21 protein-coding genes are annotated in these 21767 nt (G+C 62.4%); 17 read left to right on the top strand and 4 right to left on the bottom strand.

Annotated elements, in window-relative coordinates; genetic code table 11:
* Nucleotides 1-72: 72 nt before the first annotated feature.
* The 4 genes from K0H48_RS09260 to K0H48_RS09245 are packed head-to-tail and all read left to right on the top strand — an operon-like array spanning nucleotide 73 to nucleotide 2820.
* Nucleotides 73-774: an ABC transporter permease gene (locus K0H48_RS09260; protein WP_200432458.1), complete on the top strand. Its 702-nt coding sequence runs from the start codon at nucleotides 73-75 to the stop codon at nucleotides 772-774.
* Entirely contained in the window at nucleotides 771-1484 is a 714-nt protein-coding gene (locus K0H48_RS09255; RefSeq protein WP_219267242.1) for an ABC transporter permease, read from the top strand. The genes K0H48_RS09260 and K0H48_RS09255 overlap by 4 nt, the downstream gene beginning before the upstream one ends.
* 3 nt (nucleotides 1485-1487) lie before the next feature.
* Entirely contained in the window at nucleotides 1488-2318 is an 831-nt protein-coding gene (locus tag K0H48_RS09250; protein ID WP_257626901.1) for an ABC transporter ATP-binding protein, read from the top strand.
* A 4-nt stretch (nucleotides 2319-2322) separates the two neighbouring features.
* The gene (locus K0H48_RS09245; RefSeq protein WP_003192319.1) at nucleotides 2323-2820 is read left to right on the top strand and encodes an Lrp/AsnC family transcriptional regulator; all 498 of its coding nucleotides are present in this window, start codon (nucleotides 2323-2325) and stop codon (nucleotides 2818-2820) included.
* A gap of 342 nt (nucleotides 2821-3162) precedes the next feature.
* Here K0H48_RS09245 and K0H48_RS09240 read toward each other — a convergent pair whose 3' ends face one another.
* The 4 genes from K0H48_RS09240 to K0H48_RS09225 all read right to left on the bottom strand — a co-directional run bounded on the left by K0H48_RS09240 (nucleotide 3163) and on the right by K0H48_RS09225 (nucleotide 7220).
* Complete coding sequence (locus K0H48_RS09240) at nucleotides 3163-3996, bottom strand: TIGR03915 family putative DNA repair protein (protein ID WP_219267241.1); 834 nt, start codon at nucleotides 3994-3996, stop codon at nucleotides 3163-3165.
* On the bottom strand, nucleotides 3993-5213 hold the full coding sequence (locus tag K0H48_RS09235; RefSeq protein WP_056861349.1) for a putative DNA modification/repair radical SAM protein: 1221 nt from the start codon (nucleotides 5211-5213) through the stop codon (nucleotides 3993-3995). The genes K0H48_RS09240 and K0H48_RS09235 overlap by 4 nt, the downstream gene beginning before the upstream one ends.
* A gap of 67 nt (nucleotides 5214-5280) precedes the next feature.
* Complete coding sequence (locus tag K0H48_RS09230) at nucleotides 5281-6618, bottom strand: lysine N(6)-hydroxylase/L-ornithine N(5)-oxygenase family protein (RefSeq protein ID WP_219267240.1); 1338 nt, start codon at nucleotides 6616-6618, stop codon at nucleotides 5281-5283.
* A 119-nt stretch (nucleotides 6619-6737) separates the two neighbouring features.
* Nucleotides 6738-7220 (bottom strand): sigma-70 family RNA polymerase sigma factor, encoded by a 483-nt coding sequence (locus K0H48_RS09225; RefSeq protein ID WP_138814779.1) that lies wholly within the window; start codon nucleotides 7218-7220, stop codon nucleotides 6738-6740.
* A gap of 257 nt (nucleotides 7221-7477) precedes the next feature.
* Here K0H48_RS09225 and K0H48_RS09220 point away from each other — a divergent pair, with 257 nt between their 5' ends.
* The 13 genes from K0H48_RS09220 (at nucleotide 7478) to K0H48_RS09160 (ending at nucleotide 21599) form a co-directional block, all read left to right on the top strand.
* Nucleotides 7478-8650, top strand: coding sequence for an efflux RND transporter periplasmic adaptor subunit (locus K0H48_RS09220; RefSeq protein ID WP_219267239.1), 1173 nt, complete (start codon nucleotides 7478-7480; stop codon nucleotides 8648-8650).
* Between the two features lies 1 nt (nucleotide 8651).
* Nucleotides 8652-10625, top strand: coding sequence for a MacB family efflux pump subunit (locus K0H48_RS09215; RefSeq protein WP_219267238.1), 1974 nt, complete (start codon nucleotides 8652-8654; stop codon nucleotides 10623-10625).
* Nucleotides 10618-12021 (top strand): efflux transporter outer membrane subunit, encoded by a 1404-nt coding sequence (locus K0H48_RS09210; protein WP_219267237.1) that lies wholly within the window; start codon nucleotides 10618-10620, stop codon nucleotides 12019-12021. Before K0H48_RS09215 ends, K0H48_RS09210 begins: the two co-directional genes overlap by 8 nt.
* Nucleotides 12022-12121: 100 nt before the next feature.
* A complete protein-coding gene (locus tag K0H48_RS09205) occupies nucleotides 12122-12880 on the top strand; it encodes an alpha/beta fold hydrolase (protein ID WP_219267236.1) in 759 nt (252 codons plus the stop codon).
* A gap of 109 nt (nucleotides 12881-12989) precedes the next feature.
* A complete protein-coding gene (locus K0H48_RS09200) occupies nucleotides 12990-13757 on the top strand; it encodes a FadR/GntR family transcriptional regulator (protein ID WP_219267235.1) in 768 nt (255 codons plus the stop codon).
* A gap of 244 nt (nucleotides 13758-14001) precedes the next feature.
* Entirely contained in the window at nucleotides 14002-15204 is a 1203-nt protein-coding gene (locus K0H48_RS09195) for an ABC transporter substrate-binding protein (RefSeq protein WP_219267234.1), read from the top strand.
* Between the two features lie 57 nt (nucleotides 15205-15261).
* Entirely contained in the window at nucleotides 15262-16122 is an 861-nt protein-coding gene (locus tag K0H48_RS09190) for a branched-chain amino acid ABC transporter permease (RefSeq protein ID WP_056861341.1), read from the top strand.
* A gap of 1 nt (nucleotide 16123) precedes the next feature.
* The gene (locus K0H48_RS09185; protein ID WP_219267233.1) at nucleotides 16124-17134 is read left to right on the top strand and encodes a branched-chain amino acid ABC transporter permease; all 1011 of its coding nucleotides are present in this window, start codon (nucleotides 16124-16126) and stop codon (nucleotides 17132-17134) included.
* Nucleotides 17131-17880, top strand: a complete 750-nt coding sequence (locus K0H48_RS09180) for an ABC transporter ATP-binding protein (protein WP_138814771.1) — start codon at nucleotides 17131-17133, stop codon at nucleotides 17878-17880. The genes K0H48_RS09185 and K0H48_RS09180 overlap by 4 nt, the downstream gene beginning before the upstream one ends.
* Nucleotides 17880-18575, top strand: coding sequence for an ABC transporter ATP-binding protein (locus tag K0H48_RS09175; protein WP_219267232.1), 696 nt, complete (start codon nucleotides 17880-17882; stop codon nucleotides 18573-18575). Before K0H48_RS09180 ends, K0H48_RS09175 begins: the two co-directional genes overlap by 1 nt.
* Before the next feature lie 14 nt (nucleotides 18576-18589).
* Complete coding sequence (locus tag K0H48_RS09170; protein ID WP_219267231.1) at nucleotides 18590-19858, top strand: Zn-dependent hydrolase; 1269 nt, start codon at nucleotides 18590-18592, stop codon at nucleotides 19856-19858.
* Nucleotides 19855-21255, top strand: coding sequence for an amidase (locus K0H48_RS09165; protein ID WP_219267230.1), 1401 nt, complete (start codon nucleotides 19855-19857; stop codon nucleotides 21253-21255). Before K0H48_RS09170 ends, K0H48_RS09165 begins: the two co-directional genes overlap by 4 nt.
* A 68-nt stretch (nucleotides 21256-21323) precedes the next feature.
* Complete coding sequence (locus K0H48_RS09160) at nucleotides 21324-21599, top strand: hypothetical protein (RefSeq protein ID WP_219267229.1); 276 nt, start codon at nucleotides 21324-21326, stop codon at nucleotides 21597-21599.
* The last annotated feature ends 168 nt before the right edge of the window (nucleotides 21600-21767 follow it).

Here is a 21767-nt window from a genome sequence, read left to right as displayed (position 1 = left end):
GGGGAGAACCCCCCCTCGCCACAAAAGCCCGCTCCCGCAGGGGTATATCTACGCCCTTTTGAGATCCCCTCAATGAACGAACTCCTCAACCTGCAAGGCTACGGCCCGATGCTCGCTCAGGGTGCCTGGATGACGCTCAAGCTGGCATTACTGGCGCTGGCCCTGAGCCTCGCCTTGGGCCTGATCGCCGCCGGTGCCAAGCTTTCGAGCGTCAAGTGGCTGCGCGTGCCCGCCACCCTGTACACCACGTTGATCCGCAGCGTGCCGGACCTGGTGCTGATCCTGTTGATCTTCTACAGCCTGCAACTGTGGCTCAACGACCTGAGCGAAGTGTTCGGCTGGGGTTACTTTGAAATCGATCCGTTTACCGCCGGGGTGATCACCCTGGGGTTTATCTACGGCGCGTATTTCACCGAAAACTTTCGCGGCGCGATTCTCAGTGTGCCGGTCGGGCAACTGGAAGCCGCCACCGCCTACGGCCTGAGCCGCTGGCAGCGCTTTCACCTGGTGCTCTTCCCGCAATTGATGCGCTTTGCCCTGCCGGGCCTGGGCAACAACTGGCTGGTGCTGCTCAAGTCCACTGCGCTGGTGTCGATCATCGGCCTGTCGGACCTGGTCAAGGCTGCGCAAAACGCCGGCAAGACCACCAATGAACCACTGTACTTCCTGATCCTCGCGGGCCTGGTGTACCTGGTGATCACCACCCTCTCCAACCGCATCTTCAAGCGCCTCGAACGGCGCTATAACCTCGGCATCAAGGGGATGGCGCGATGATCGAACTGTTCCAGCAATACGGCCTGGCCTACCTGTTCAGCGATGGCACAGGGTTGTCCGGAGTCGCCATGACCTTATGGCTATTCATCATCTCGGTGGTCGCAGGGTTTGCGCTGTCGATCCCGCTGGCGCTGGCGCGCGTCTCGCAGCACGTCTGGCTGCGCTGGCCGGTGGAGGTCTATACCTACCTGTTTCGCGGCACGCCGTTATATATCCAATTGCTGATTTGCTACACCGGGCTGTACAGCCTGGAGGTGGTGCAGGACAACGCCCTGCTCAACCAGTTTTTCCGTAATGCGCTCAACTGCACACTGCTGGCGTTTGTGCTCAACACTTGCGCTTACACCGTGGAAATCTTCGCCGGGGCGATCCGCAACATTCCCCACGGCGAAATCGAAGCCGCGCGTGCCTATGGCCTGCACGGCTGGCGCCTCAACCTGTTTGTGGTGGTGCCCGCCGCGCTGCGCCGTGCGCTGCCGGCCTACAGCAATGAAATGATCCTGATGTTGCACGCCACCTCGCTGGCGTTTACCGCCACCGTCGCCGATATCCTCAAGGTCGCCCGCGACGCGAATGCCGAAACGTTCCTGACGTTCCAGGCTTTCGGCATCGCCGCCTTGCTCTACATGCTGCTGTCCTTTGCACTGGTGGGCCTGTTCCGACTGGCCGAACGTCGCTGGATGCGTTTTCTTGTTCCTACCCGAGGCTAACCCATGAATCAGTCCGCGCAGGCCCTGGCCGCTTACCCTGTTGACGAACCCGTTGCCCAACCGGCAACCGCTGCGATCAAGCTTCAAGTCGAAGGCATCCACAAACGTTACGGCGACCACGAAGTGCTCAAGGGCGTGTCCCTCAATGCACGCAACGGCGACGTCATCAGCCTGATCGGCGCCAGCGGCTCGGGCAAAAGCACAATGCTGCGCTGCATCAACTTTCTCGAACAGCCGGACGCCGGGGTCATCACCCTCGATGGCATCAGCATCGAAATGCGCCAGGGCCGCGCCGGAGCCCGTGCTCCCCATCAAGAGCAGCTGCAAAACCTGCGCACACGTCTGGCCATGGTGTTCCAACACTTCAACCTGTGGAGCCACATGACCGTGCTGGAAAACATCACCATGGCTCCGCGCCGGGTGTTGGGCGTGAGCGCGGCAGAGGCGGAAAAACGCGCGCGCCTGTACCTGGACAAGGTCGGCCTGCCAGGCCGCGTGGCCGATCAATACCCGGCGTTTCTGTCCGGCGGCCAGCAACAACGCGTGGCCATCGCACGGGCATTGGCGATGGAGCCGGAAATTATTCTGTTCGATGAACCGACCTCAGCGCTGGACCCGGAACTTGTAGGAGAAGTCCTCAAAGTCATACAGACGTTGGCCGAGGAAGGTCGTACCATGCTGATGGTCACCCACGAAATGGGCTTTGCCCGCCAGGTGTCCAGCCAAGTGCTGTTTTTGCACCAGGGCCGAGTCGAGGAACACGGCGGCGCCGAGATCCTCGACCATCCCAACAGCGAACGCTTGCAGCAATTTCTTTCCAACCGTTTGAAGTGAACTCATGGATACCAAGGCCAACGGACCCCACTCTTCGCCCACGCTGGACCGCATCGATGAGGCGATCATCGACGTGTTGCGCCACCAGGGGCGTATCACCTACGAAAAGCTTTCCTCGCTTGTTCACCTGACACCCAGGCCGTGCCTGGAACGGGTGCGCAAGCTGGAGCGACGCGGGGTGATCCGTGGTTATGGGGCGATCATCGATGTGCAGATGGTCTCCCCGGGGCTGTCGCTGCTGGTGCTGGTGGCCTTGTCCAATCAGAGCGGGCGCTCGGCGCAGAAGGCCTTTGAGGCCTGCGTCAAAGCCTGCCCGCAAGTGTTCGAGTGCCAACTGATCAGTGGGCCGTTCGACTACAGCCTGCGCATGCGCTGCCGGGATATGGAGCATTACCGGGTGCTGACGGAAACTTGGTTGAATAACGATGAACTGCACATCGATAAGTTGGTGGCGCACCCGGAGTTGGCGGTAGTCAAAAACACCGCGACCGAACTGGCCTGAAACCCACGCTAGATCGTTCCCACGCTCCGCGTGGGAATGCATCCAGTGACGCTCCGCGTCACGACCTCAAAGCGGACGCGGAGCGTCCAGGGCGGCATTCCCACGCAGAGCGTGGGAACGATCATCGAGCCAGCTCCCACATTTTTTAAGCGTGCCCGCTTGAGATTTTCTTGCCCGGCCTGGCGCCAATAAGCTTCGCCTGCCCATAGATCGTTCCCACGCTCCGCGTGGGAATGCATCCAGTGACGCTCCGCGTCACGACGTCAAAGCGGACGCGGAGCGTCCAGGGCGGCATTCCCACGCAGAGCGTGGGAACGATCATCGAGCCAGAGCCCAGATTTGTTAACCGTGCCCGCTTGAGATTTTCTTGCCCGGCCTGGCGCCGATCAGCTTCGCCTGCCCATCCTTCTGCTTGCCCGTGCGCGCCTCGCTGATCAACCCCGGTATCAGCTTACCCTCCGGCAGATTCTTCCAGAACCGGCTGGGCAAATGCCCTTCCATCACCTTGGGGTTCAACCGCGCCGGGTTGAAGATATGGCTGTAATAGGTCAGCCACATCGCGCTGTGCGGGTCTTCGACATTCTGCGCCAATTGTTGCCATGCCTCAGGGCACTGGCGTTGATGAATCAACTGCTCGCCGTCGTAATACACGCCGTCCAAGGGTGTTGCGATCATCCAGCGATGGCGGCCCATGCGCCCGACAAAATGCTGGCTGGCGGACTTCAAGATGTCATGGGCCGGTTCATGCCACGCCACATACTCCGGCAACTGGGGCCCAGCCTCTGCAGGCAAGGCAATAAACCGCACAAACGCATGCAGGTGATGGGCCTCGCGGCTGACCTGTTTAATGCGCCGCTGTAACTCACTGCCCAACTTGTCCCCGGCCAGCATCGCGGTGCGGTCGCCATGGCTGACACGCCATAACACCTCGTACAGCAGGCTCCAACGCTGGTCACCGTGGTAACAGGCGGCCGACTCCAGCAATTCCAGCAACGCCTTGGGGATTCGCGCCTGAAACGGACCGAGCTGCTCAGGTACAGGCTCGTCGGTGGCAAACAAGTCCGCCACTTCGGCCTCGCCCCAGCTCACCTGGCTGGGGTCGACCTGATGGCTAAGCAGCCAGCGCGCCTGCTCACGCCAGGTGCTGAACAGGTTGTCGCATTCCAGGCTGATCATCCCCACAGCCCCATCTGTTGCGGCTGCGGGCGGTCGCGCAGTTGCTCGCGCAGCAATACGCTGGTGCTGTCCGCCTGTTGCGGGTGGTAGTCACTGGTGATGAAGAACGGCTTGGCCTTGGCCAGCACGCAACGCATGCGGGCCAGGTCTTCAAAGCGAATTTTGCGTTCGCGGCGCAGGTCGACCAGGCGCTGGGTGGTGCGCAGGCCAATGCCGGGGATGCGTGCGATCAGCGTGGGTTCGGCGCGGTTCAGGTCCAACGGGAACACCTCGCGGTGCTCCAGCGCCCAGGCCAGCTTGGGGTCGATATCCAGGGCCAGATGGCCTGGGCCTTCGAACAGCTCATTGGCGCTGAAACCGTAACTGCGCAGCAGAAAGTCGGCCTGGTACAGACGGTGTTCACGCATCAGCGGCGGCGCGGCCAGCGGCACACTTTTCGGGCTGTTGGGGATGGGGCTGAACGCCGAGTAATACACGCGCCGCAGCTTGTAGTTGCCATACAGCGCCTCGGCACCGTGCAGGATGGTGCTGTCGTCGGTGTCATCGGCGCCGACGATCATCTGCGTGCTCTGCCCCGCCGGCGCAAAACGCGGTGCGCGCGGCTCGTTGAACACCGTCTGCTCGCCGGTGTAGATGGTCTGCATGGCTTGCTTGATCGAGCCGATCTGCTTCTCTGGCGCCAGGGTTTGCAGGCTGGCATCGGTGGGCAGTTCGATGTTCACGCTGAGGCGATCGGCATAACGCCCGGCTTCGGCGATCAGCGCAGGGTCGGCTTCGGGAATGGTCTTGAGGTGGATGTAACCGCGAAAGTCATGCTCTTCGCGCAATAGTTTGGCGACCCGAACCAGTTGCTCCATGGTGTAGTCGGCCGAACGGATGATGCCGGAGCTGAGGAACAGCCCGCTGACGCAATTGCGTTTGTAAAAGTCCAGGGTCAGGGTAACCACCTCCTCCGGGCTGAAACGCGCACGGGGCACATCGCTGGAGCGGCGGTTGACGCAGTATTGGCAGTCGTAGAGGCAGAAGTTGGTGAGCAACACCTTGAGCAACGACACACAACGCCCGTCCGGCGTGTAACTGTGGCAAATGCCCATGCCATCGGTAGAGCCCAACCCGGCCTTGCCCTCGGAGCTGCGCTTGGGCGCGCCACTGCTGGCGCAGGAGGCGTCGTACTTGGCGGCGTCGGCGAGGATGCTGAGTTTTTCGATCAACTGCATGAAGGGCTACCGATACTGGTTTTTTGTACAGTATCAGGCAGCCCCTATATGTCACAAGTACAGCTTGTCAGCTGGCCGTGGCCAGCAGTAAATCCTGCACCGAGCGGGCCTTGCCACGATGGCGATCGTTTTCATACAGCGAGGCGGCAATCTCATCCGCCCGGATCGGCAGTACCGACAGCAAGGTGTCGCTCAAGCCATGGCTGGCCTGGCTGAAGCCCTGGATATAGATACCGGCCTTGCAGCGCTCGTCGGTGACGATCCGATAGTCGCGGGCCACTTCGAAGTCGCCCATATAGGCTTGCAGCGGCGCCAGCAGTTCGCGGTGCATCTGGCGCTCGTAGCCGGTGGCCAGGATTACCGCGTCGTAATGGCTGACGCTGGTTTCGCCGTTGGCGTTGTTGCGCAGCACCAGCTCGATGCCCAGCGACCCGGCCGTGGCTTTGTCGACCACGGTCATGGTGCGGAAGGCCTGGCGGTTGATGCCGGAGACTTTCTGGCGGTAGAAAATCCCGTAGATGCGCTCGATCAGGTCCAGGTCGACCACCGAATAGTTGGTGTTCTGGTACTCGGCCACCAGGCGTTCACGCTCGGCGCCGACTTGCTGGAACACCAGGTCGGTAAAGGCCGGCGAGAACACCTCGTTGACGAACGGGCTGTCATCCGCCGGTTTAAGCGCCGAACCGCGCAGGATCATGTCCACCTGCACCGACGGGAAGCTGTCGTTGAGGTCGATAAAGGCTTCGGCTGCGCTCTGCCCGCCGCCGATGATGGCAATGCGCATCGGCTTGCCCTCCACGCACGGCTGCTGGGCCATGCGCTCGAGGTATTGGGAGTGGTGGAACACCCGGCCGTCATCCTTGAGTGCCTTGAACGCCTCGGGCACACGTGGCGTGCCGCCGGCGCTGACCACCACCGAACGGGTGGTGCGCACATGCTGTTCGCCCTGCGCATCACGGGAGATCACGCGCAACGCTTCAACCTGCTGCTGGTGCAGGATCGGCTCGATGGCCAGCACTTCCTCGCCATACCGCGCCTGGGCCTGGAACTGCCCGGCCACCCAGCGCAGGTAGTCGTTGTACTCCATGCGGCATGGGTAAAAAGTGCCCAGGTTGATGAAATCCACCAAGCGGTCATGGGCCTTCAGGTAGTTGACGAACGAGTACGGGCTGGTGGGGTTGCGCAGCGTCACCAGATCCTTGAGGAACGAAATCTGCAGCTCGCTCTGGGTGACCAGGGTATTGCCGTGCCAGCGGTAGTCGGCCTGCTTGTCGAGAAACACCACGTCCAGTTTGCCCTGGGCTTTTTCACGCTCCTGCAGGGCGATGGCCAGCGCCAGGTTCGATGGGCCGAAACCGATCCCGATCAGGTCGTGAACCGCGGGCGAAGCAATTGCCTGTGTCATTCCAGTGTCCTCTGGATAAGCCCCTTGGCGGTGGGGCGGGAATACCTGCAAAGCCTGAACAACAGGCCATGTGTTGATAGGAAACGAGGACAGTGAAATAAAATTTAACTGATCGGTGATCAGTGCGCGTCCCACTCACGCATGCGCACCCGGCAATGCTTCATGGCGTTGACGATATGTTTTTCCACCAGGCTGCGGGAAATGCTCAGGCGCTCGGCGATCTGCGGGTGAGAAAGGCCCTCGAGCTTGCGCAGCAGGAAGCTGTCGCGGCAGGCGCTGGGCAGCTCGGCCAAGGCACGATCGAGCAGGGCCAGGCGCTGGGCCTGATCGTGGTTGGCGTGGGGCGAACTGGAAGCGAAGCGCTCTTCGCTGTCCAGCACCTCCAGGGGCTCGGACTGGCGCAAGGCATTGCGCCGATGGCCGTCGATCACCAGGTTCAGCGCGGTGCGGTACAAAAACGCGCGCGGCTGTTCGATGGGCGTGTCGCTGGCGCGCTCCAGTACTCGCACGTAGGCGTCATGCACCACATCTTCGGCCACCTGACGGTTGCCCAGCTTGGCGTTGAGGAAACACACCAGCTCGCGATAGTAGTTTTCCAACATGACTCCCGACCGTCTGGGGAGACGGCATCTGATCCTTGAGTACTAAAGACGACAGGCCATGGATGATGGCAGTTTGAATGCGTGCAATTTATAGTAATTCTCATCTACTTTTAAAGAAGTCTTGCATCAACTGTCGATTTTTTTTATTCGACGCAGCTGTTACCTCGTATGTAAACGCCTAAATCTTCGGGCAATTTTCTCGTATAACTGTCAGCCCTCCGCAACTGCGGTCCACACTTCCCGGCTGGAACCAACGCATGAAACGCCCTCGCCCCGCCCGACGCGCCCTGCTGGTAGTCGCGTGCCTGATTCCCATCGTTGCGCTGGCGGCCTGGCAGATACTGCCGCCGGGCCGCGATAGCCTCGCCACCGTCACCGTCACACGCGGCAACATTGAAAACAGCGTCACCGCGCTGGGCACCCTGCAACCACGCCGTTATGTCGATGTGGGCGCGCAGGCATCCGGGCAAATCCGCAAGATTCATGTCGAGGCCGGTGACCAGGTCAAAGAAGGCCAGTTGCTGGTCGAAATCGACCCGGCCACACAACAGGCCAAGCTCGATGCCAGCCGCTATGCCATCGACAACCTCAAGGCCCAGTTGCAGGAGCAGAACGCCCAGCACGAACTGGCGCGCCAGAAATACCAGCGCCAGCAACGCCTGGTGGCCGGTAACGCCACCCGCGAAGAAGACGTGCAAACCGCCAAGGCCGAGCTGAGTGCCACCCAGGCACGGGTCGACATGTTCCAGGCGCAAATCCGCCAGGCCCAGGCCAGCCTGCGCAGCGACGAGGCTGAATTGGGCTATACACGCATCTTCGCGCCGATGAGCGGCACGGTGGTGGCGGTAGACGCGCGCGTCGGCCAGACCCTCAACGCCCAGCAGCAGACCCCGTTGATCCTGCGCATCGCCAAGTTGTCGCCGATGACCGTGTGGGCCGAGGTCTCCGAAGCTGACATCGGCCACGTCAAACCCGGCATGACCGCCTATTTCACCACGCTCAGCGGCGGTGGCCGGCGCTGGACCAGCACCGTGCGCCAGATCCTGCCGATCCCGCCCAAGCCCCTGAATGAAACCAGCCAGGGCAACGGCAGCCCCAGCAGCACCAGCAAAAGTGGGAGCGGCCGTGTGGTGCTCTACACCGTGCTGCTGGATGTGGACAACGCCGACAATGCCCTGATGGCCGAAATGACCACCCAGGTGTTTTTCGTCGCCAGCCAAGTCAAGGATGTGCTCACCGTGCCGGTTGCGGCCTTGCTCGGCAGCCAGGGTAGCGCTACGCAAACCGCCCGCGTGGTGGCCAAAAATGGCTCTATTGAGGAACGCGAGGTGCGCGTGGGTATCAGCGACCGCCTGCGCGTCGAAGTGCTGAGCGGCGTTAACGAAGGCGATCACCTGTTGATCGGCCCGGCCGACGCCAGTGGGGGTTGAGTTGACCACGCCGCTGATCGAACTCAAGAACATCCGCAAATCCTACGGCGGCGGTGACAGCCCGCAGGTCGACGTGCTGCGCGGGATCGACCTGTCGATCCACGCCGGGGAATTCGTCGCCATTGTCGGTGCCTCCGGCTCCGGCAAATCCACGCTGATGAACATCCTCGGCTGCCTCGACCGCCCCACCGAGGGCGACTACCTGTTCGCCGGTGAAAACGTCGCGCACCTGGGCAGCGACGAACTGGCCTGGCTGCGTCGCGAAGCCTTTGGTTTTGTGTTCCAGGGTTACCACCTGATTCCGTCCGGGTCGGCCCAGGAAAACGTCGAAATGCCGGCGATCTATGCCGGTATCAGCGCCACCGAGCGCCATGCCCGCGCCAAGGCCCTGCTCACACGCCTGGGCCTGGCCGACCGCACCGCCAACCGCCCGCACCAACTCTCCGGCGGCCAGCAGCAACGGGTGTCGATTGCTCGCGCACTGATGAACGGCGGGCACATCATCCTCGCCGACGAACCCACCGGTGCCCTCGACAGCCACAGCGGCGCCGAGGTGATGACGCTGCTGGATGAACTGGCGAGCCAGGGCCATGTGGTGATCCTGATTACCCACGACCGCGAAGTCGCGGCGCGGGCCAACCGCATTATCGAGATTCGCGACGGGCTGATCATCAGCGACTCGGCGCACAGTGACACCCATGTACCGGTCACGGCCAACAGCGACGCGCTGCAAGCCGTCGACCTGCGCCAGCGCCTGGCCGACGGTGCCGAGCACAACGGCGCCTGGAAAGCCGAACTGCTCGATGCGGTCCGCGCGGCCTGGCGGGTGATGTGGATCAATCGCTTTCGCACCGCGCTGACGCTGCTGGGGATCGTCATTGGCGTGGCCTCGGTGGTAGTGATGCTGGCCGTCGGTGAAGGCAGCAAGCGCCAGGTAATGGCGCAGATGGGCGCGTTCGGCTCCAATATCATCTACCTCAGCGGCTCCTCGCCCAACCCGCGCACGCCGCCGGGTATCGTGACCCTCAGCGATGTCGCGGCGCTGGCGATGCTGCCCCAGGTCAAGCGCATCATGCCGGTCAACGGCAACGACGCCGGGGTTCGCTTCGGCAACCTGGACTACCTGGCCTATGTGGGTGGCAACGACGTCAACTTCCCCGAGATTTTCAACTGGCCGGTGGTCGAAGGCAGCTATTTCACCCAGGAAGACGAGCGCGCCGGGGCTACCGTCGCGGTGATCGGCCACCGTATCCGCGAAAAGCTGTTCAAGAACGTCGCCAGCCCGATCGGCGAATACATCCTGATCGAAAACGTGCCTTTCCAGGTCATCGGCGTCCTCGCCGAAAAAGGCTCCGCCTCCGGCAATAAAGACAGCGACGACCGCGTCGCCATCCCCTACACCGCCGCCAGCGTGCGCCTGTTCGGCACTTATAACCCCGAATACGTGGCGATTGCCGCCGCCGATGCACGCAAGGTCCACGAGGCTGAAATGGCCATTGATCAGCTGATGCTCAAGCTGCACAACGGCAAGCGTGACTACCAGTTGACCAATAACGCCGCGATGATCCAGGCCGAAGCCCGCACGGCCAATACGCTGTCGCTGATGCTTGGCTCGATTGCAGCGATCTCCCTGCTGGTGGGCGGGATCGGTGTGATGAACATCATGTTGATGACCGTGCGTGAACGCACCCGTGAAATCGGCATTCGCATGGCCACCGGCGCGCGCCAGCGCGACATCCTGCGCCAGTTCCTCACCGAGGCGGTGATGCTCTCGGTGGTCGGTGGCCTGTTCGGCATTGCCCTCGCGCTGCTGGTGGGCGGCGTACTGGTGCTGGCCGAGGTGGCGGTGCAATTTTCTCTGTTGGCGGTGTTTGGCGCGTTTGGCTGTGCGCTGGTCACCGGTGTCGTATTCGGCTTTATGCCGGCCCGTAAAGCTGCCCGGCTCGATCCGGTTAAGGCGTTGACCAGTGAATAAACGATCTTCCCTACTGGGCGTGTGCCTGCTGCTCAACGCCTGCACCGGCAACCCGCCGACCGTCGACAGCGGCCTCGCGCCACCGCCCGCCTGGCAGTACGCCGAACGCGATGCCACACAGGCGACCAACCAGCGCTGGTGGACACAATTCGGCAGCCCGCCGCTCAACCGCCTGATCGACCAGGCGCGACGCGACAGTTATGACGTGGCCGCCGCCATGGCAAGGGTGCGTCAGGCCCAGGCGAGTGCGGTGATTGCCGGTGCGCCGTTGCTGCCTGAGGTCAAGTTCAACCTCACCGCCAGCCGTGAAAAACTGCTGCGCGGCAACGGCAATGCCTCGCTGGACGCCACCGACAGCAACAAGACCGTCGACAGTTTCGGTGCCAACCTCACCGCCAGCTATGAACTGGACTTCTGGGGCGGCCGCTTTGCCGCCCGCGACAGCGCCCTGCAAAGCCTGCGCGCCAGTGAGTTCGACCAGGCCACCGTGGAGCTGACCCTGCTCAGCAGCGTCGCCGACCGCTACGCGCAAACCCTCGCCGCGCAGCAACGCCAGCAGATCGCCGAGCTGAACCTGGCCAATGCGCGCAGTGTGCTGGCCCTGGTGCAAACCCGCTACAACGCAGGCTCCGCCACCGCCCTGGAGCTGGCCCAACAGAAAAGCCTGGTGGCCGGCCAGCAACGGCAATTGCCGCTGATTGCGCAAGTGGCCGAAGAGTCGCGGATCACCCTCGCCGCCCTGCTCGGTCAACCCGTACAAGCCCTGAACCTGGGCACCGAGCCGTTCCAGGCGCTGACCTGGCCAAGCATTGGCCCGGGCGTGCCGAGCCAACTGCTCAGCCGGCGCCCCGACCTGGCCCGCGCCGAGGCGCAACTGGCGGCGGCCAGTGCCGACGTCACGGTGGCACGCGCGGCGATGCTGCCCACTGTGACCTTGGGCGCGACAGTCGGCTCCGGCGCTTATAAAGCTGAAGATATCCTGCGCAGCCCGTTCTACACCCTGACCTCGGGGCTGGTCGCGCCGATCTTCAACAATGGCCGTTTAAGCGCCGAGCGCGACAAGGCCCGCGCCCGCCAGGACGAACTGCTGCAAACCTATCGCGGCGCGATCATCAACGGCTTTGCCGATGTGGAGAAAGCCCTCAGCAGCATCACGCGCCTGGACCAGCAACGCCAATGGCAAGCTGAAGAACTGCAACAGGCCCAGGCCGCCTTCCAGATCTCCGAGAGCCGCTACCAGGCGGGCGCCGAGGACTTGTTGACGGTGCTGGAAACCCAACGCACCCTGTACGCCGCCCAGGATTTGAACGTGCAACTGCGGCTGTCACGGCTGCAAGCCAGCATTGCCTTGTACAAAGCGCTGGGCGGCGGCTGGAATACGGAGCTGCGACAATAAAACTGTAAACTCCTACACAAAGCGTTTACTTACCCTACATTCTTTGACCCTGGGTCCTTGGTAAAAAAGCCGCCCTCACACGGCAGCCCGGACCCTCTTGATGAAACTCAGCGTTCTGGTCAGAAACCTGGCGTGCATCGGCCTCTGCCTGATCGCCGGCAAGGCGTTGGCCGAGCCACTGATCGCGCCGACCGCGATTGACTGGCTGCTCGATTGCCCCTTCCCCGCCCAGGAGCGGCCAGACCCCGAGGTGCTGGAACGCACCCAATGTGCCAGTGTGAACGTGCCCCGCGACTATGCCGCGCCCAAACGCGGCAGCGTGCGCCTGGCCCTGACCCGCGTGGGCGCCCGCCAGCCACTTAGCCGCGAAGGCGTGGTATTTATCCAGAGCGGTGAGCCGCAAAAGGGCCAAGGCGCAACCTTCGCCCTTCACCTGACCAGCCGTTGGGAGTCCTACGCCACCCAGGCCTATCGCACGTTGACCAACCGCTACGACGTGATCGAACTGAGCGCCCGTGACCTCAGCCAGGCCAGCGGCGTTGAGCAAGCGGCGCGTGATATGGAATTTGTGCGCGCCCAACTGGGCGAGGCCCAACTCAATTACCTCGGCAACGCGCAGGCCACCCGGCTCGGCAGCCGCTACGCCGCGTTGTTTCCCGAGCGCGTCGCACGCATGGTGTTGGTCAATGCCCAGGAGCCCGAGCCGGTCGCTGCCGGTGTCGAACAATTGCTGCTCAAGGAGCCGGCCCGGCCTGGCACCGCCGCCGGGTGCATTAACCGCTGGGTCGGCGATTTTCTGGTTTTCGGTAAACAGCCGCCTGTTTCCACACGCTGCCTCGACCTCGGCAGTTGGGAATAACCCGCGCATTTGCGACCACTTCAGGCCGAAAACGACACCCTGCGTTGACGCTCCGGTTCAATCGTTATTAAGTACTATTAATCCGCATTAATAGGATCAATAGAACAGCATGCTCAGCCGCCCGTTACGACGCAAACGCCAGAAGCTTTCCGATGTGATTGTCGAGTCGGTCAAGCGCTCGATCGTCACCGACGCGCTCAAGCCCGGCGACCGCCTGCCTACCGAGCGCGAATTAATGGAAAGCTTCCAGTGCTCCAAAGGCTCGGCCCGCGAAGCACTCAAGGCCCTGGAAGTGGAAGGTTTGGTGAGTACACGCACGGGCCCCAGTGGCGGTGCCTACTTGAACCAGGCCGGCACTGAACCGGCCAGCCGCGCGTTGCGTAACTACCTGCACTTCCAGCACCTGGACGGCGAGCAGGTGTACCAACTGCGCAAGGTCATTGAGGTGGAACTGGCAGTGTCGGTGCTGGGTCGCTTGAGCGAAGATGATTACCAGGCCCTGCAAGACAACGTGGATTTTTGCAGCGCGCCCGAAGACAGCGAAGCCGGCCAACGTGAGCAACGCCTGGCTGAACTGGAGTTCCATAACCTGTTGGCCAAGGCTTGCCCCAACCCGCTGCTGAGTTTTATGGCGCAGTTTCTCAACGACCTGCTGCGCGACCTGGTGGTGCTGAAAAAGGCCTACAAGCCCAAGCGCAAACAGTTCGACGCGGCCAACCTGGACTATCACAAGCAGTTGCTGCTGGCCTTTCGCGCCGGTGATGAAACGGCCGTGCGCAGCCTGATGCATGAACATATGTGCGACGCCGAACACCACATGACGGCGCTGGAAGGCGAAGTCAGCCCGCACTTTCTATTGGAGTTTGATCACTCTTAAGCACACCTGGATCCCAAATTGCAAACCCATTCAATGTGGGAGCTGGCTTGCCTGCGATGCAGACACCTTGGTGTTTCTGTCAAACCGGGTCGATGCCATCGCAGGCAAGCCAGCTCCCACATTTTGACCCAGTTTCAACCGCTAGACCGTTTCACCCAATTCAATAACAGGCCTGCCCACAGGCCCTTGCTCCACCGTATCGCCCTTGCCGCTCCTGCCAATAACTAAACCAGGGAGTCACCCCATGCAGCGTCGTACGTTGTTGAAAGCCAGTCTTACCGCCGCCGCCGCGCTCAGCCTTCCGCTGAGTGTGCGCTCTGCATTCGCCGCCGAGCCTTTTACCTTTTACGGCCTCAAGTCCATGTCCGGCGCATTTGCCAGCTATGGCAAGTTTGCCGACATGGGTTCGCGCCTGGCGGTGGAACAGCACCCCGAGGTGCTCGGCCGTCCGCTCAACTACAAGGTCATCGACACCGAAGGCAATGCCGGCAAAGCCGTGCGCAAGGTCCAGGAAGCGATCCAGCAGGACGGCGCGCGATTCTTCCAGGGCTGTACGCTGTCGTCCTCGGCGCTGGCGGTAGCCAAGGAAGTCGACAAGGTCGGCGGCGTATTCATGACCCCGGTGGGCGCCGATGAAGTGACCGGCAAAGACTGCAACAAGGCGACCTTCCGCTGGTCGGTGCCCACCTACGGCGCGATCCGCGAAACCATGCTGCCGCTGATCAAGCTGCTGCCTGACGCCAAGCGCTGGTACACCATCACGCCGCAATACGTGTTTGGCGAAGCCTTGCTCGAAGGCGCGAAAACCGTGCTCAAGGACAATGGCCTGGAACATGTCGGCAACAGCTACCACTCATTGCAGGAACAGGAATTCTCCGGCTACCTGACCAACGCCATCGCCGCCAAACCCGATGTGCTGGTACTGCTCAACTTCGGCAGCCAGTCGTCGAACACCCTGCGCCAGGCGGTGAACTTCGGGATCAAGGAGCGCATGAAAGTGCTGCTGGTGTGGTCCGCCGGGCTCGACCAGTTCCAGGAACTGGGCAGCGACGTGCTCGAAGGCGTGTACCTCGGCGCCCAGTATTGGCACCAGGTCGACACCCCGCTCAACCGTGAACTGGTCAAGCTCACCCAGGCCAAATACGGCATCAACCCCACCTACCCGCTGGCGGCTGATTACATCAGCACCAAAGTCATGCTGGAAACCATCATCAGCACCGCCAGCTTCGACGGCCCGACCGTGGCCAAAGCCCTGCAAGGCTTGAGCTACGAAGGCCCGACCGGCAAGGAGTCGATCCGCGCCGGCGACCATCAGGTGATCAAGGATTACTACCTGCTGATCGGCAAAGCCACCGGCGACATGGCCGACAAGGACGACCTGGCCAAGGTGCTCAGCGCCGGGCAATCGTTCCCGCCGGTCGAGGCGACGGGCTGCACGCTCGCCTGATCCTCTGAATTGCTTAGCGCAGGGCCGCGCGAGCGGCTGCCTGCCGAGGGTTTCTGCATGCTTAATCTTTACCTGTTCCAGATCCTCAACGGCCTAGGGCTGGGGATGATCTACTTCCTGATCGCGGTTGGGCTGACGATTATTTTCGGCCTGCTCAACTTCGTCAACTTCGCCCACGGCGCGTTCTTCCTGCTGGGCGCCTACATCTGCTACACCGCCGTGAGCCTCACCGGCAACTTCTGGCTGGCGCTGCTGATCGCGCCGCTGGTGGTGGCCGCGCTGGCGTGGGTGATCGAGCGATTACTGATCCAGCGGATTTACCACTTGCCGCACATGTTCCAGATCCTGGTGACCCTGGGGATCGCGCTGATCATCCAGGAAGCCAGCGTGATGATCTGGGGCCCTGTGGGCAAAAGTGTCGCCGTGCCGGAACTGCTGCGCGGCGTGCTGGTGGTGGGTGACTTCGTCTACCCCTACTACCGCCTGTTTCTCATCGTGTTTTCCGCGCTGATCGGCCTGGCCTTGTGGCTGCTGCTGGAGCGCACGCGCTTTGGCGCGCTGGTACGCGCCGGCAGTGAAAGCACCGAAACCGTGTCGCTGCTGGGCACCAATATCTTCCGTCTGTTTTCCATGACCTTTGCCCTCGGCGTGGCCCTGGCCGGTGTCGCGGGTGTGCTGTTTGCGCCCCTGCGCGGCGCGCAACCCTTTGTCGGCCCGGAGATCCTCGGCGTGGCCTTCGTGGTGGTGGTGATCGGCGGCATGGGCTCGTTCAGCGGTGCGCTGGTCGGCGGTTTGCTGGTGGGCGTGGTGCAAAGCCTGATGACCACACTCTGGCCCCAAGGCGCGAGCCTGATGATCTACGGCGCGATGGCCGTGGTGATTCTGGTACGCCCTTACGGCCTGTTCGGGAGAGCCTGACATGAGCGAGAAAAACCCCCTGCCGTTTGCCAAAACCCAATCCAAAGCCATGTTGCTGTGGGTGCTGGCGGTGCTGATCGGCTTGCCGTTGATTCTGCCCTCGGCGACCCTGGCAACCGAGATCCTGATCTTTGCCCTCGCCGCCCTGGCCTGCAACCTGTTGCTGGGCTACACCGGGCTGTTGTCGTTCGGCCAAGGCATCTTCTTTGGGGCCGGCGCCTACTGCGCGGCACTGTTGATGATCCACCTGCAACTGGGCTTGTTCAGCGCATTGCTCGGCGCCGCGATTGCCGGTGGTTTCCTGGCGTTTCTGGTCGGTGCGCTGGCGATCCGGCGCACCGGCATTTACTTCGTGATGCTCACGTTGGCGTTCAGCCAGATGGCCTACTTTGTCGCCTACACCTTGAGCGACTGGACCGGCGGCGACAACGGCCTGCTCAGCGTGCCGCGCCCGGAGATCCGCATCGGTGACACCGTGCTGCTGTCGCTGGCCGATGCCCGGGTGTTCTATGGCTTTGTCGCGGTGCTGTTCCTGCTGATCTTTATCGGCGCGCGCCGGGTAATCGCCTCGCCGTTCGGCAGCACCTTGATGGCGATCCGCGAAAACGAAACCCGCGCCTCGGCCATCGGCTATGACACGCGGCATTTCAAGATCCTGGTGTTCGTGCTGTCCGGCGCCGTCACCGGCATTGCCGGGGCGCTGTACGCCATGCTGCTGCACTTTGTGCCGCTGTCGAACATCGACCTGGCGATGTCCGAGAACATCCTGATCATGACCATCGTCGGCGGCACCGGCTCGCTGTTCGGCTCATTGCTGGGCGCAGGTTCCATCGTGCTGTTGGGGGACTTCCTCTCCGACCTGTGGCCACGCTGGCTGATGCTGCTGGGCGTAATCCTGATCTTCGTGGTGATCTTTATGCGCGGTGGTTTGTGGGGCGGCCTCGCGTCGTTGTTCGAACGGGTACGCGGCAGCCGCAAGACCGCCGCCATCGCCAAGGAGGAAGGGCTATGAGCATCCTGCTGGAAACCAAAGACCTGGAACTGGCCTATGGCGCGTTCCATGCGGTCAACGGCGTCAACCTCAAGGTCGAAGCCGGCACCATTCACACCATTATCGGCCCCAACGGCGCGGGCAAGACCAGCCTGTTTCACTGCCTCACCGGCGAGCGTCAGGCCACCGCCGGAGCGATTCATTTTGACGGCAAGAACCTAATGCGCAAGCCGGCTCACGGCCGCGTCGGCCTGGGCATGGCGCGCTCATTCCAGCTCACCAGCCTGTTCCAGAACCTCAGCGTGCGCGAAAACCTGCGCCTGGCCGCCCAAGGCCGCGACGGTGCGCGGGCGCTGAACTTCTGGCGCCGCGTCGACAGCAAGCGCGAGCACCTGGAGATGGCCGATCAAGTCCTCGAACGCCTGCAACTGACCCGCCGCGCCGACACCCTGGCCGGCGAGTTGTCCCACGGCCAGCAACGCGTGCTGGAAGTCGGCATGTCGATCTGCTCCAAACCCAAACTGCTGATGCTCGACGAACCGACGTCGGGCATGGGCATCGATGACATTCCGATCATGACCCAGTTGATCAGCGACCTTGGCCGCGACCACACGGTGCTGTTGATCGAACACAACATGAGCATTGTCATGTCCATCAGCCAAACCATCACCGTGATGAGTCACGGGCAGATCCTGGTGGAAGGCACGCCGGAATTCGTGCGTGCCGATGAGCGTGTGCGTACGGCGTATCTTGGGGAGGCTGCCTGATGCTGATTGTCGAGAATATCCATTCCTACTACGACAAAAGCCATGTGCTCGAAGGCGTGTCGCTCACGGTCAATCCCGGCGAACTGGTGACGCTGCTCGGCCGTAACGGCGCCGGCAAGACCACCACGCTGCGCAGCATTCTCGGGATTATCTGCCCGCGCCAGGGCCAGATTCACTTCAACGGCCAGGCGCTGGTGGGCCAGAAGATCTTTGAAATCGCCCGTCAGGGTTTGGCGCTGGTGCCGGAGAGCCGCGGGATTTTCCGCCTGCTGACCGTCGAGGAAAACCTGCGTATCGCCGTGCGCAAGACCAGCCGCTGGCAACTTGAAGACGTGTACGGCATGTTCCCGCGCCTTAAGGAGCGGCGTAAAAACGCCGGCCACGCCTTGTCCGGCGGCGAGCAACAGATGCTCGCCATCGCCCGTGCGCTGCTCAACGACCCCAAGCTGCTGATCCTCGACGAACCCACCGAAGGCCTGGCGCCGGTGATCGTCGACGAGCTGGTGAAAATCCTGCGCAAGGTCAAGGACGACGGCCTGCCGGTGTTGCTGGTGGAACAGAACCTGATGGTCTGCGACAAGCTTGCCGACCGCCATTACGTGCTCGAACAAGGCCGCGTCGTATACGAGGGCAGCGCCGCAGCCTTCCGCGCCGACCCGAGCATCAAGAACCGCTACCTGGCCCTGAGTGCCTGACCGGAGATTTGCACATGAATAGTTTTGCGCAACCGCTCAAGAGCAATGCTCCACTGATCAACCGCGACCGCTTGTGGCAATCGTTGATGGACCTGGCTCAGCTTGGCGCCACGGTCAAAGGTGGCGTGTGCCGCCTGGCGCTGACCGACCTCGACCGCCAGGCCCGCGACTTGTTTGTGCAGTGGTGCGAGGCCGCCGGGTGCAGCGTCAGTGTCGATGCCATCGGCAATATCTTTGCGCGGCGTCCAGGGCTTGATCCGACGCTGGCGCCGGTGATGACCGGCAGCCATATCGACACGCAGCCCACCGGCGGCAAGTTCGACGGCTGCTACGGCGTGATGGCCGGGCTGGAAGTGATCCGCACTTTGAATGACCTGAATATCCAGACCCAAGCCCCCATCGAGGTGGTGGTGTGGACCAACGAAGAAGGCTCGCGCTTCCCGCCGTGCATGATGGGTTCCGGGGTGTTTGCCGGCAAGTTCGACTTACAGGACACCCTCGACAAACTCGATGACCAAGGCCTGTCGGTGGGCGCAGAATTGCAGCGCATCGGTTATGCCGGTTCGCGCGCTGTGCTCGGCCACCCGGTCGGCGCGTATTTCGAGGCGCATATCGAGCAAGGCCCGGTGCTGGAAGACCGCGCCACCACCATCGGCGTGGTCATGGGCTGCCTCGGCCAGAAGTGGTTCGACCTGACCCTCACCGGCGTCGAAGCCCACGCCGGCCCAACGCCCATGCACTTGCGCAAGGACGCCCTGGTGGGCGCAGCCGAAGTGGTCAGCGCGGTCAACCGCATCGCCCATCAACAGCAACCCCACGCCTGCGGCACGGTCGGTTGCCTGACCCTTCACCCCGGCTCGCGCAATGTGATTCCAGGCCAGGTGCACATGACCATCGACTTGCGCCACCTGCATGCCGACAAGCTGCAAGCCATGGTCGATGAAGTGCGCGGCGTGATCGAAGCCACGTCTGCCCGGCACGGCCTGAGTTTTGAACTGACGCCCACCGCCGACTTCCCGCCGCTGGACTTCAACCCCGCCTGCGTCAACGCCGTGCGTGACGGTGCGCAGGCGCTGGGCTTGAGCCATATGGACATCGTCAGCGGCGCCGGGCATGACGCGATTTTCGTCGCCGAACTCGGCCCAGCCGGAATGATCTTTGTGCCCTGCGAAGGCGGCATCAGCCATAACGAAATCGAAAACGCCGCGCCGGATGATCTGGCAGCGGGCTGCGCGGTGTTGCTGCGCGCCATGGTCAACGCGGCGCAGGGAGAGGTGGCATGAGTGAGATTGGCCAACTGACGGCGGTGCAACTGCTGCAGCATTTTCGTGACAAGACCCTGTCACCGGTAGAAGTGACTGAAGATGCGTTGTTGCGGATCGAGCGCTTCAACCCGGTGGTGAACGCCTACTGCCACGTAGACCCCGAAGGCGCATTGAACGCAGCGCGCGCCTCGGAACAACGCTGGCTCAAGGGCCAACCCTGCGGCGCGCTGGACGGCGTACCGGCCTCGATCAAAGACCTGACGCTGACCGCCGGCATGCCCACCCGCAAGGGTTCGTGCACCACATCTGCCGAAGGGCCATGGGAGGTGGATGCGCCGTTCTCAGCGTTTATGCGCAAAGCCGGCGCGGTGATGCTGGGTAAAACCACCACGCCGGAGTTCGGCTGGAAAGGCGTCACCGATAACCCGCTGTACGGCATCACGCGCAACCCGTGGGACACGCGCACCACGGCGGGTGGTTCATCGGGTGGCGCGGGTGCGGCGGCGGCGCTGAATCTGGGTGTGCTGCACCAGGGCAGCGACGCGGGTGGCTCGATCCGCATTCCCTGTGCGTTCACCGGTACATTCGGCATCAAGCCGACCTTCGGCTATGTGCCGCAGTGGCCGGCCAGTTCCATGACGATTCTGTCGCACCTGGGGCCGATGACGCGCACCGTGGAAGACACCGTGCTGATGCTGCAAACCGTGGCCCAACCGGATGCGCGCGATGGCCTGATCGGTGCGCCGCGCAGTACGCCTTGGTTGTCGGGCGCTATGGATTTGAAGGGCTTGCGCGTGGCCTATAGCCCCACGTTCGGGTATGTGGACGTGGACCCGCAGGTGGCCAGAGTGGTCGCCCAAGCGGTTGAGGGGCTCGTGCAGCTGGGCGCGCATGTCGAGCAGATCGACCCAGGCTTCAGCGACCCGCTGGAGGTGTTCAGCACCTTGTGGGCAGCCGGTGCAGCGCGCCTGACGGGCTCTATGAGCGACGCACAAAAGCAGTTGCTGGACCCTGGCCTGCTGCGCATCGCCCAACAAGGCCAGCAGTTGAGCCTCGGCGCTTTCAACGACGCCCTTGAAGCCCGCGCCGCGTTGGTGGCGAGGATGGCGGCGTTTCATGAGCATTACGATGTGCTGGTTTCGCCGATGATGCCGCTCACCGCCTTTGAGGCTGGGCATAATGTGCCGCCGGGTTCGTCGATGACAGAGTGGATGGAGTGGACGCCCTTCACTTACCCCTTCAACCTCACGCAACAACCGGCCGCATCGGTGCCATGCGGTTTGGCAGCGAATGGTTTGCCGGTGGGCTTGCATGTGGTGGCTGCGCGGTTTGCGGATGAGCAGGTGTTGAGGGTGTGTCAGGCCTATGCCAAAGCCTTCCCGACTCAACACCTTGAAGCACCGCGCGTGCTCTGAACCGTGCATGTGCGGTGGCATACGGCTTATAATCCGCGCTTCATTTTTTGTTGCGCGGATTGTTTCAGATGCTATTTACAAGGACTTTTCTGGCGAGTGCAGTGCTCGCCGTCCTGCCGGTTATGGCCCATGCTACAGCGTTGGACTTGACGTACGAAGCGCCGTTGCCCGAGGTTGCGTCACAGGATGCACCGGCGACGGCCAAATCGTTGTTCCCGGTTCAGACCCAGGCGCCGGTGACGTTCGAGTACAAGTGCAAAGGGCCGCGTTGTCAGTATGAGGATGACCTGGAGCAGCGGCACGAGGATCAGACTACGCAAAGCTGGTCCATCGGTATTCACTAAGGTTCGGACTGCCTTGAGCTGAAATGCAATCAACTGTGGGAGCTGGCTTGCCTGCGATGGCGGTTGGGCGGTGTACATATCCGTTATTTGGGTAACGGCGGCTTAGGGTTCCGCCCTGACGGCGGGTCACTTTTGCAAGGACGCAAAAGTAACCAAAAGGTCCTCGCC

Origin of the sequence: Pseudomonas sp. Xaverov 259 (genome assembly GCF_019352915.1) — a bacterium.
Taxonomy (GTDB): Bacteria; Pseudomonadota; Gammaproteobacteria; order Pseudomonadales; family Pseudomonadaceae; genus Aquipseudomonas.
This window is presented reverse-complemented; position numbering and strand designations above follow the sequence as displayed.

Bases quoted from the DNA above. Each gene is read 5' to 3' on its own strand.
- K0H48_RS09260 (WP_200432458.1), top strand. From the start codon at position 73: ATGAACGAACTCCTCAACCTGCAAGGCTACGGCCCGATGCTCGCTCAG.
- K0H48_RS09230 (WP_219267240.1), bottom strand. From the start codon at position 6,618: ATGACACAGGCAATTGCTTCGCCCGCGGTTCACGACCTGATCGGGATC.
- K0H48_RS09165 (WP_219267230.1), top strand. From the start codon at position 19,855: ATGAGTGAGATTGGCCAACTGACGGCGGTGCAACTGCTGCAGCATTTT.
- K0H48_RS09250 (WP_257626901.1), top strand. From the start codon at position 1,488: ATGAATCAGTCCGCGCAGGCCCTGGCCGCTTACCCTGTTGACGAACCC.
- K0H48_RS09240 (WP_219267241.1), bottom strand. From the start codon at position 3,996: ATGATCAGCCTGGAATGCGACAACCTGTTCAGCACCTGGCGTGAGCAG.
- K0H48_RS09175 (WP_219267232.1), top strand. From the start codon at position 17,880: ATGCTGATTGTCGAGAATATCCATTCCTACTACGACAAAAGCCATGTG.
- K0H48_RS09195 (WP_219267234.1), top strand. From the start codon at position 14,002: ATGCAGCGTCGTACGTTGTTGAAAGCCAGTCTTACCGCCGCCGCCGCG.
- K0H48_RS09255 (WP_219267242.1), top strand. From the start codon at position 771: ATGATCGAACTGTTCCAGCAATACGGCCTGGCCTACCTGTTCAGCGAT.
- K0H48_RS09180 (WP_138814771.1), top strand. From the start codon at position 17,131: ATGAGCATCCTGCTGGAAACCAAAGACCTGGAACTGGCCTATGGCGCG.
- K0H48_RS09245 (WP_003192319.1), top strand. From the start codon at position 2,323: ATGGATACCAAGGCCAACGGACCCCACTCTTCGCCCACGCTGGACCGC.
- K0H48_RS09185 (WP_219267233.1), top strand. From the start codon at position 16,124: ATGAGCGAGAAAAACCCCCTGCCGTTTGCCAAAACCCAATCCAAAGCC.
- K0H48_RS09190 (WP_056861341.1), top strand. From the start codon at position 15,262: ATGCTTAATCTTTACCTGTTCCAGATCCTCAACGGCCTAGGGCTGGGG.
- K0H48_RS09220 (WP_219267239.1), top strand. From the start codon at position 7,478: ATGAAACGCCCTCGCCCCGCCCGACGCGCCCTGCTGGTAGTCGCGTGC.
- K0H48_RS09225 (WP_138814779.1), bottom strand. From the start codon at position 7,220: ATGTTGGAAAACTACTATCGCGAGCTGGTGTGTTTCCTCAACGCCAAG.
- K0H48_RS09160 (WP_219267229.1), top strand. From the start codon at position 21,324: ATGCTATTTACAAGGACTTTTCTGGCGAGTGCAGTGCTCGCCGTCCTG.
- K0H48_RS09205 (WP_219267236.1), top strand. From the start codon at position 12,122: ATGAAACTCAGCGTTCTGGTCAGAAACCTGGCGTGCATCGGCCTCTGC.
- K0H48_RS09200 (WP_219267235.1), top strand. From the start codon at position 12,990: ATGCTCAGCCGCCCGTTACGACGCAAACGCCAGAAGCTTTCCGATGTG.
- K0H48_RS09170 (WP_219267231.1), top strand. From the start codon at position 18,590: ATGAATAGTTTTGCGCAACCGCTCAAGAGCAATGCTCCACTGATCAAC.
- K0H48_RS09235 (WP_056861349.1), bottom strand. From the start codon at position 5,213: ATGCAGTTGATCGAAAAACTCAGCATCCTCGCCGACGCCGCCAAGTAC.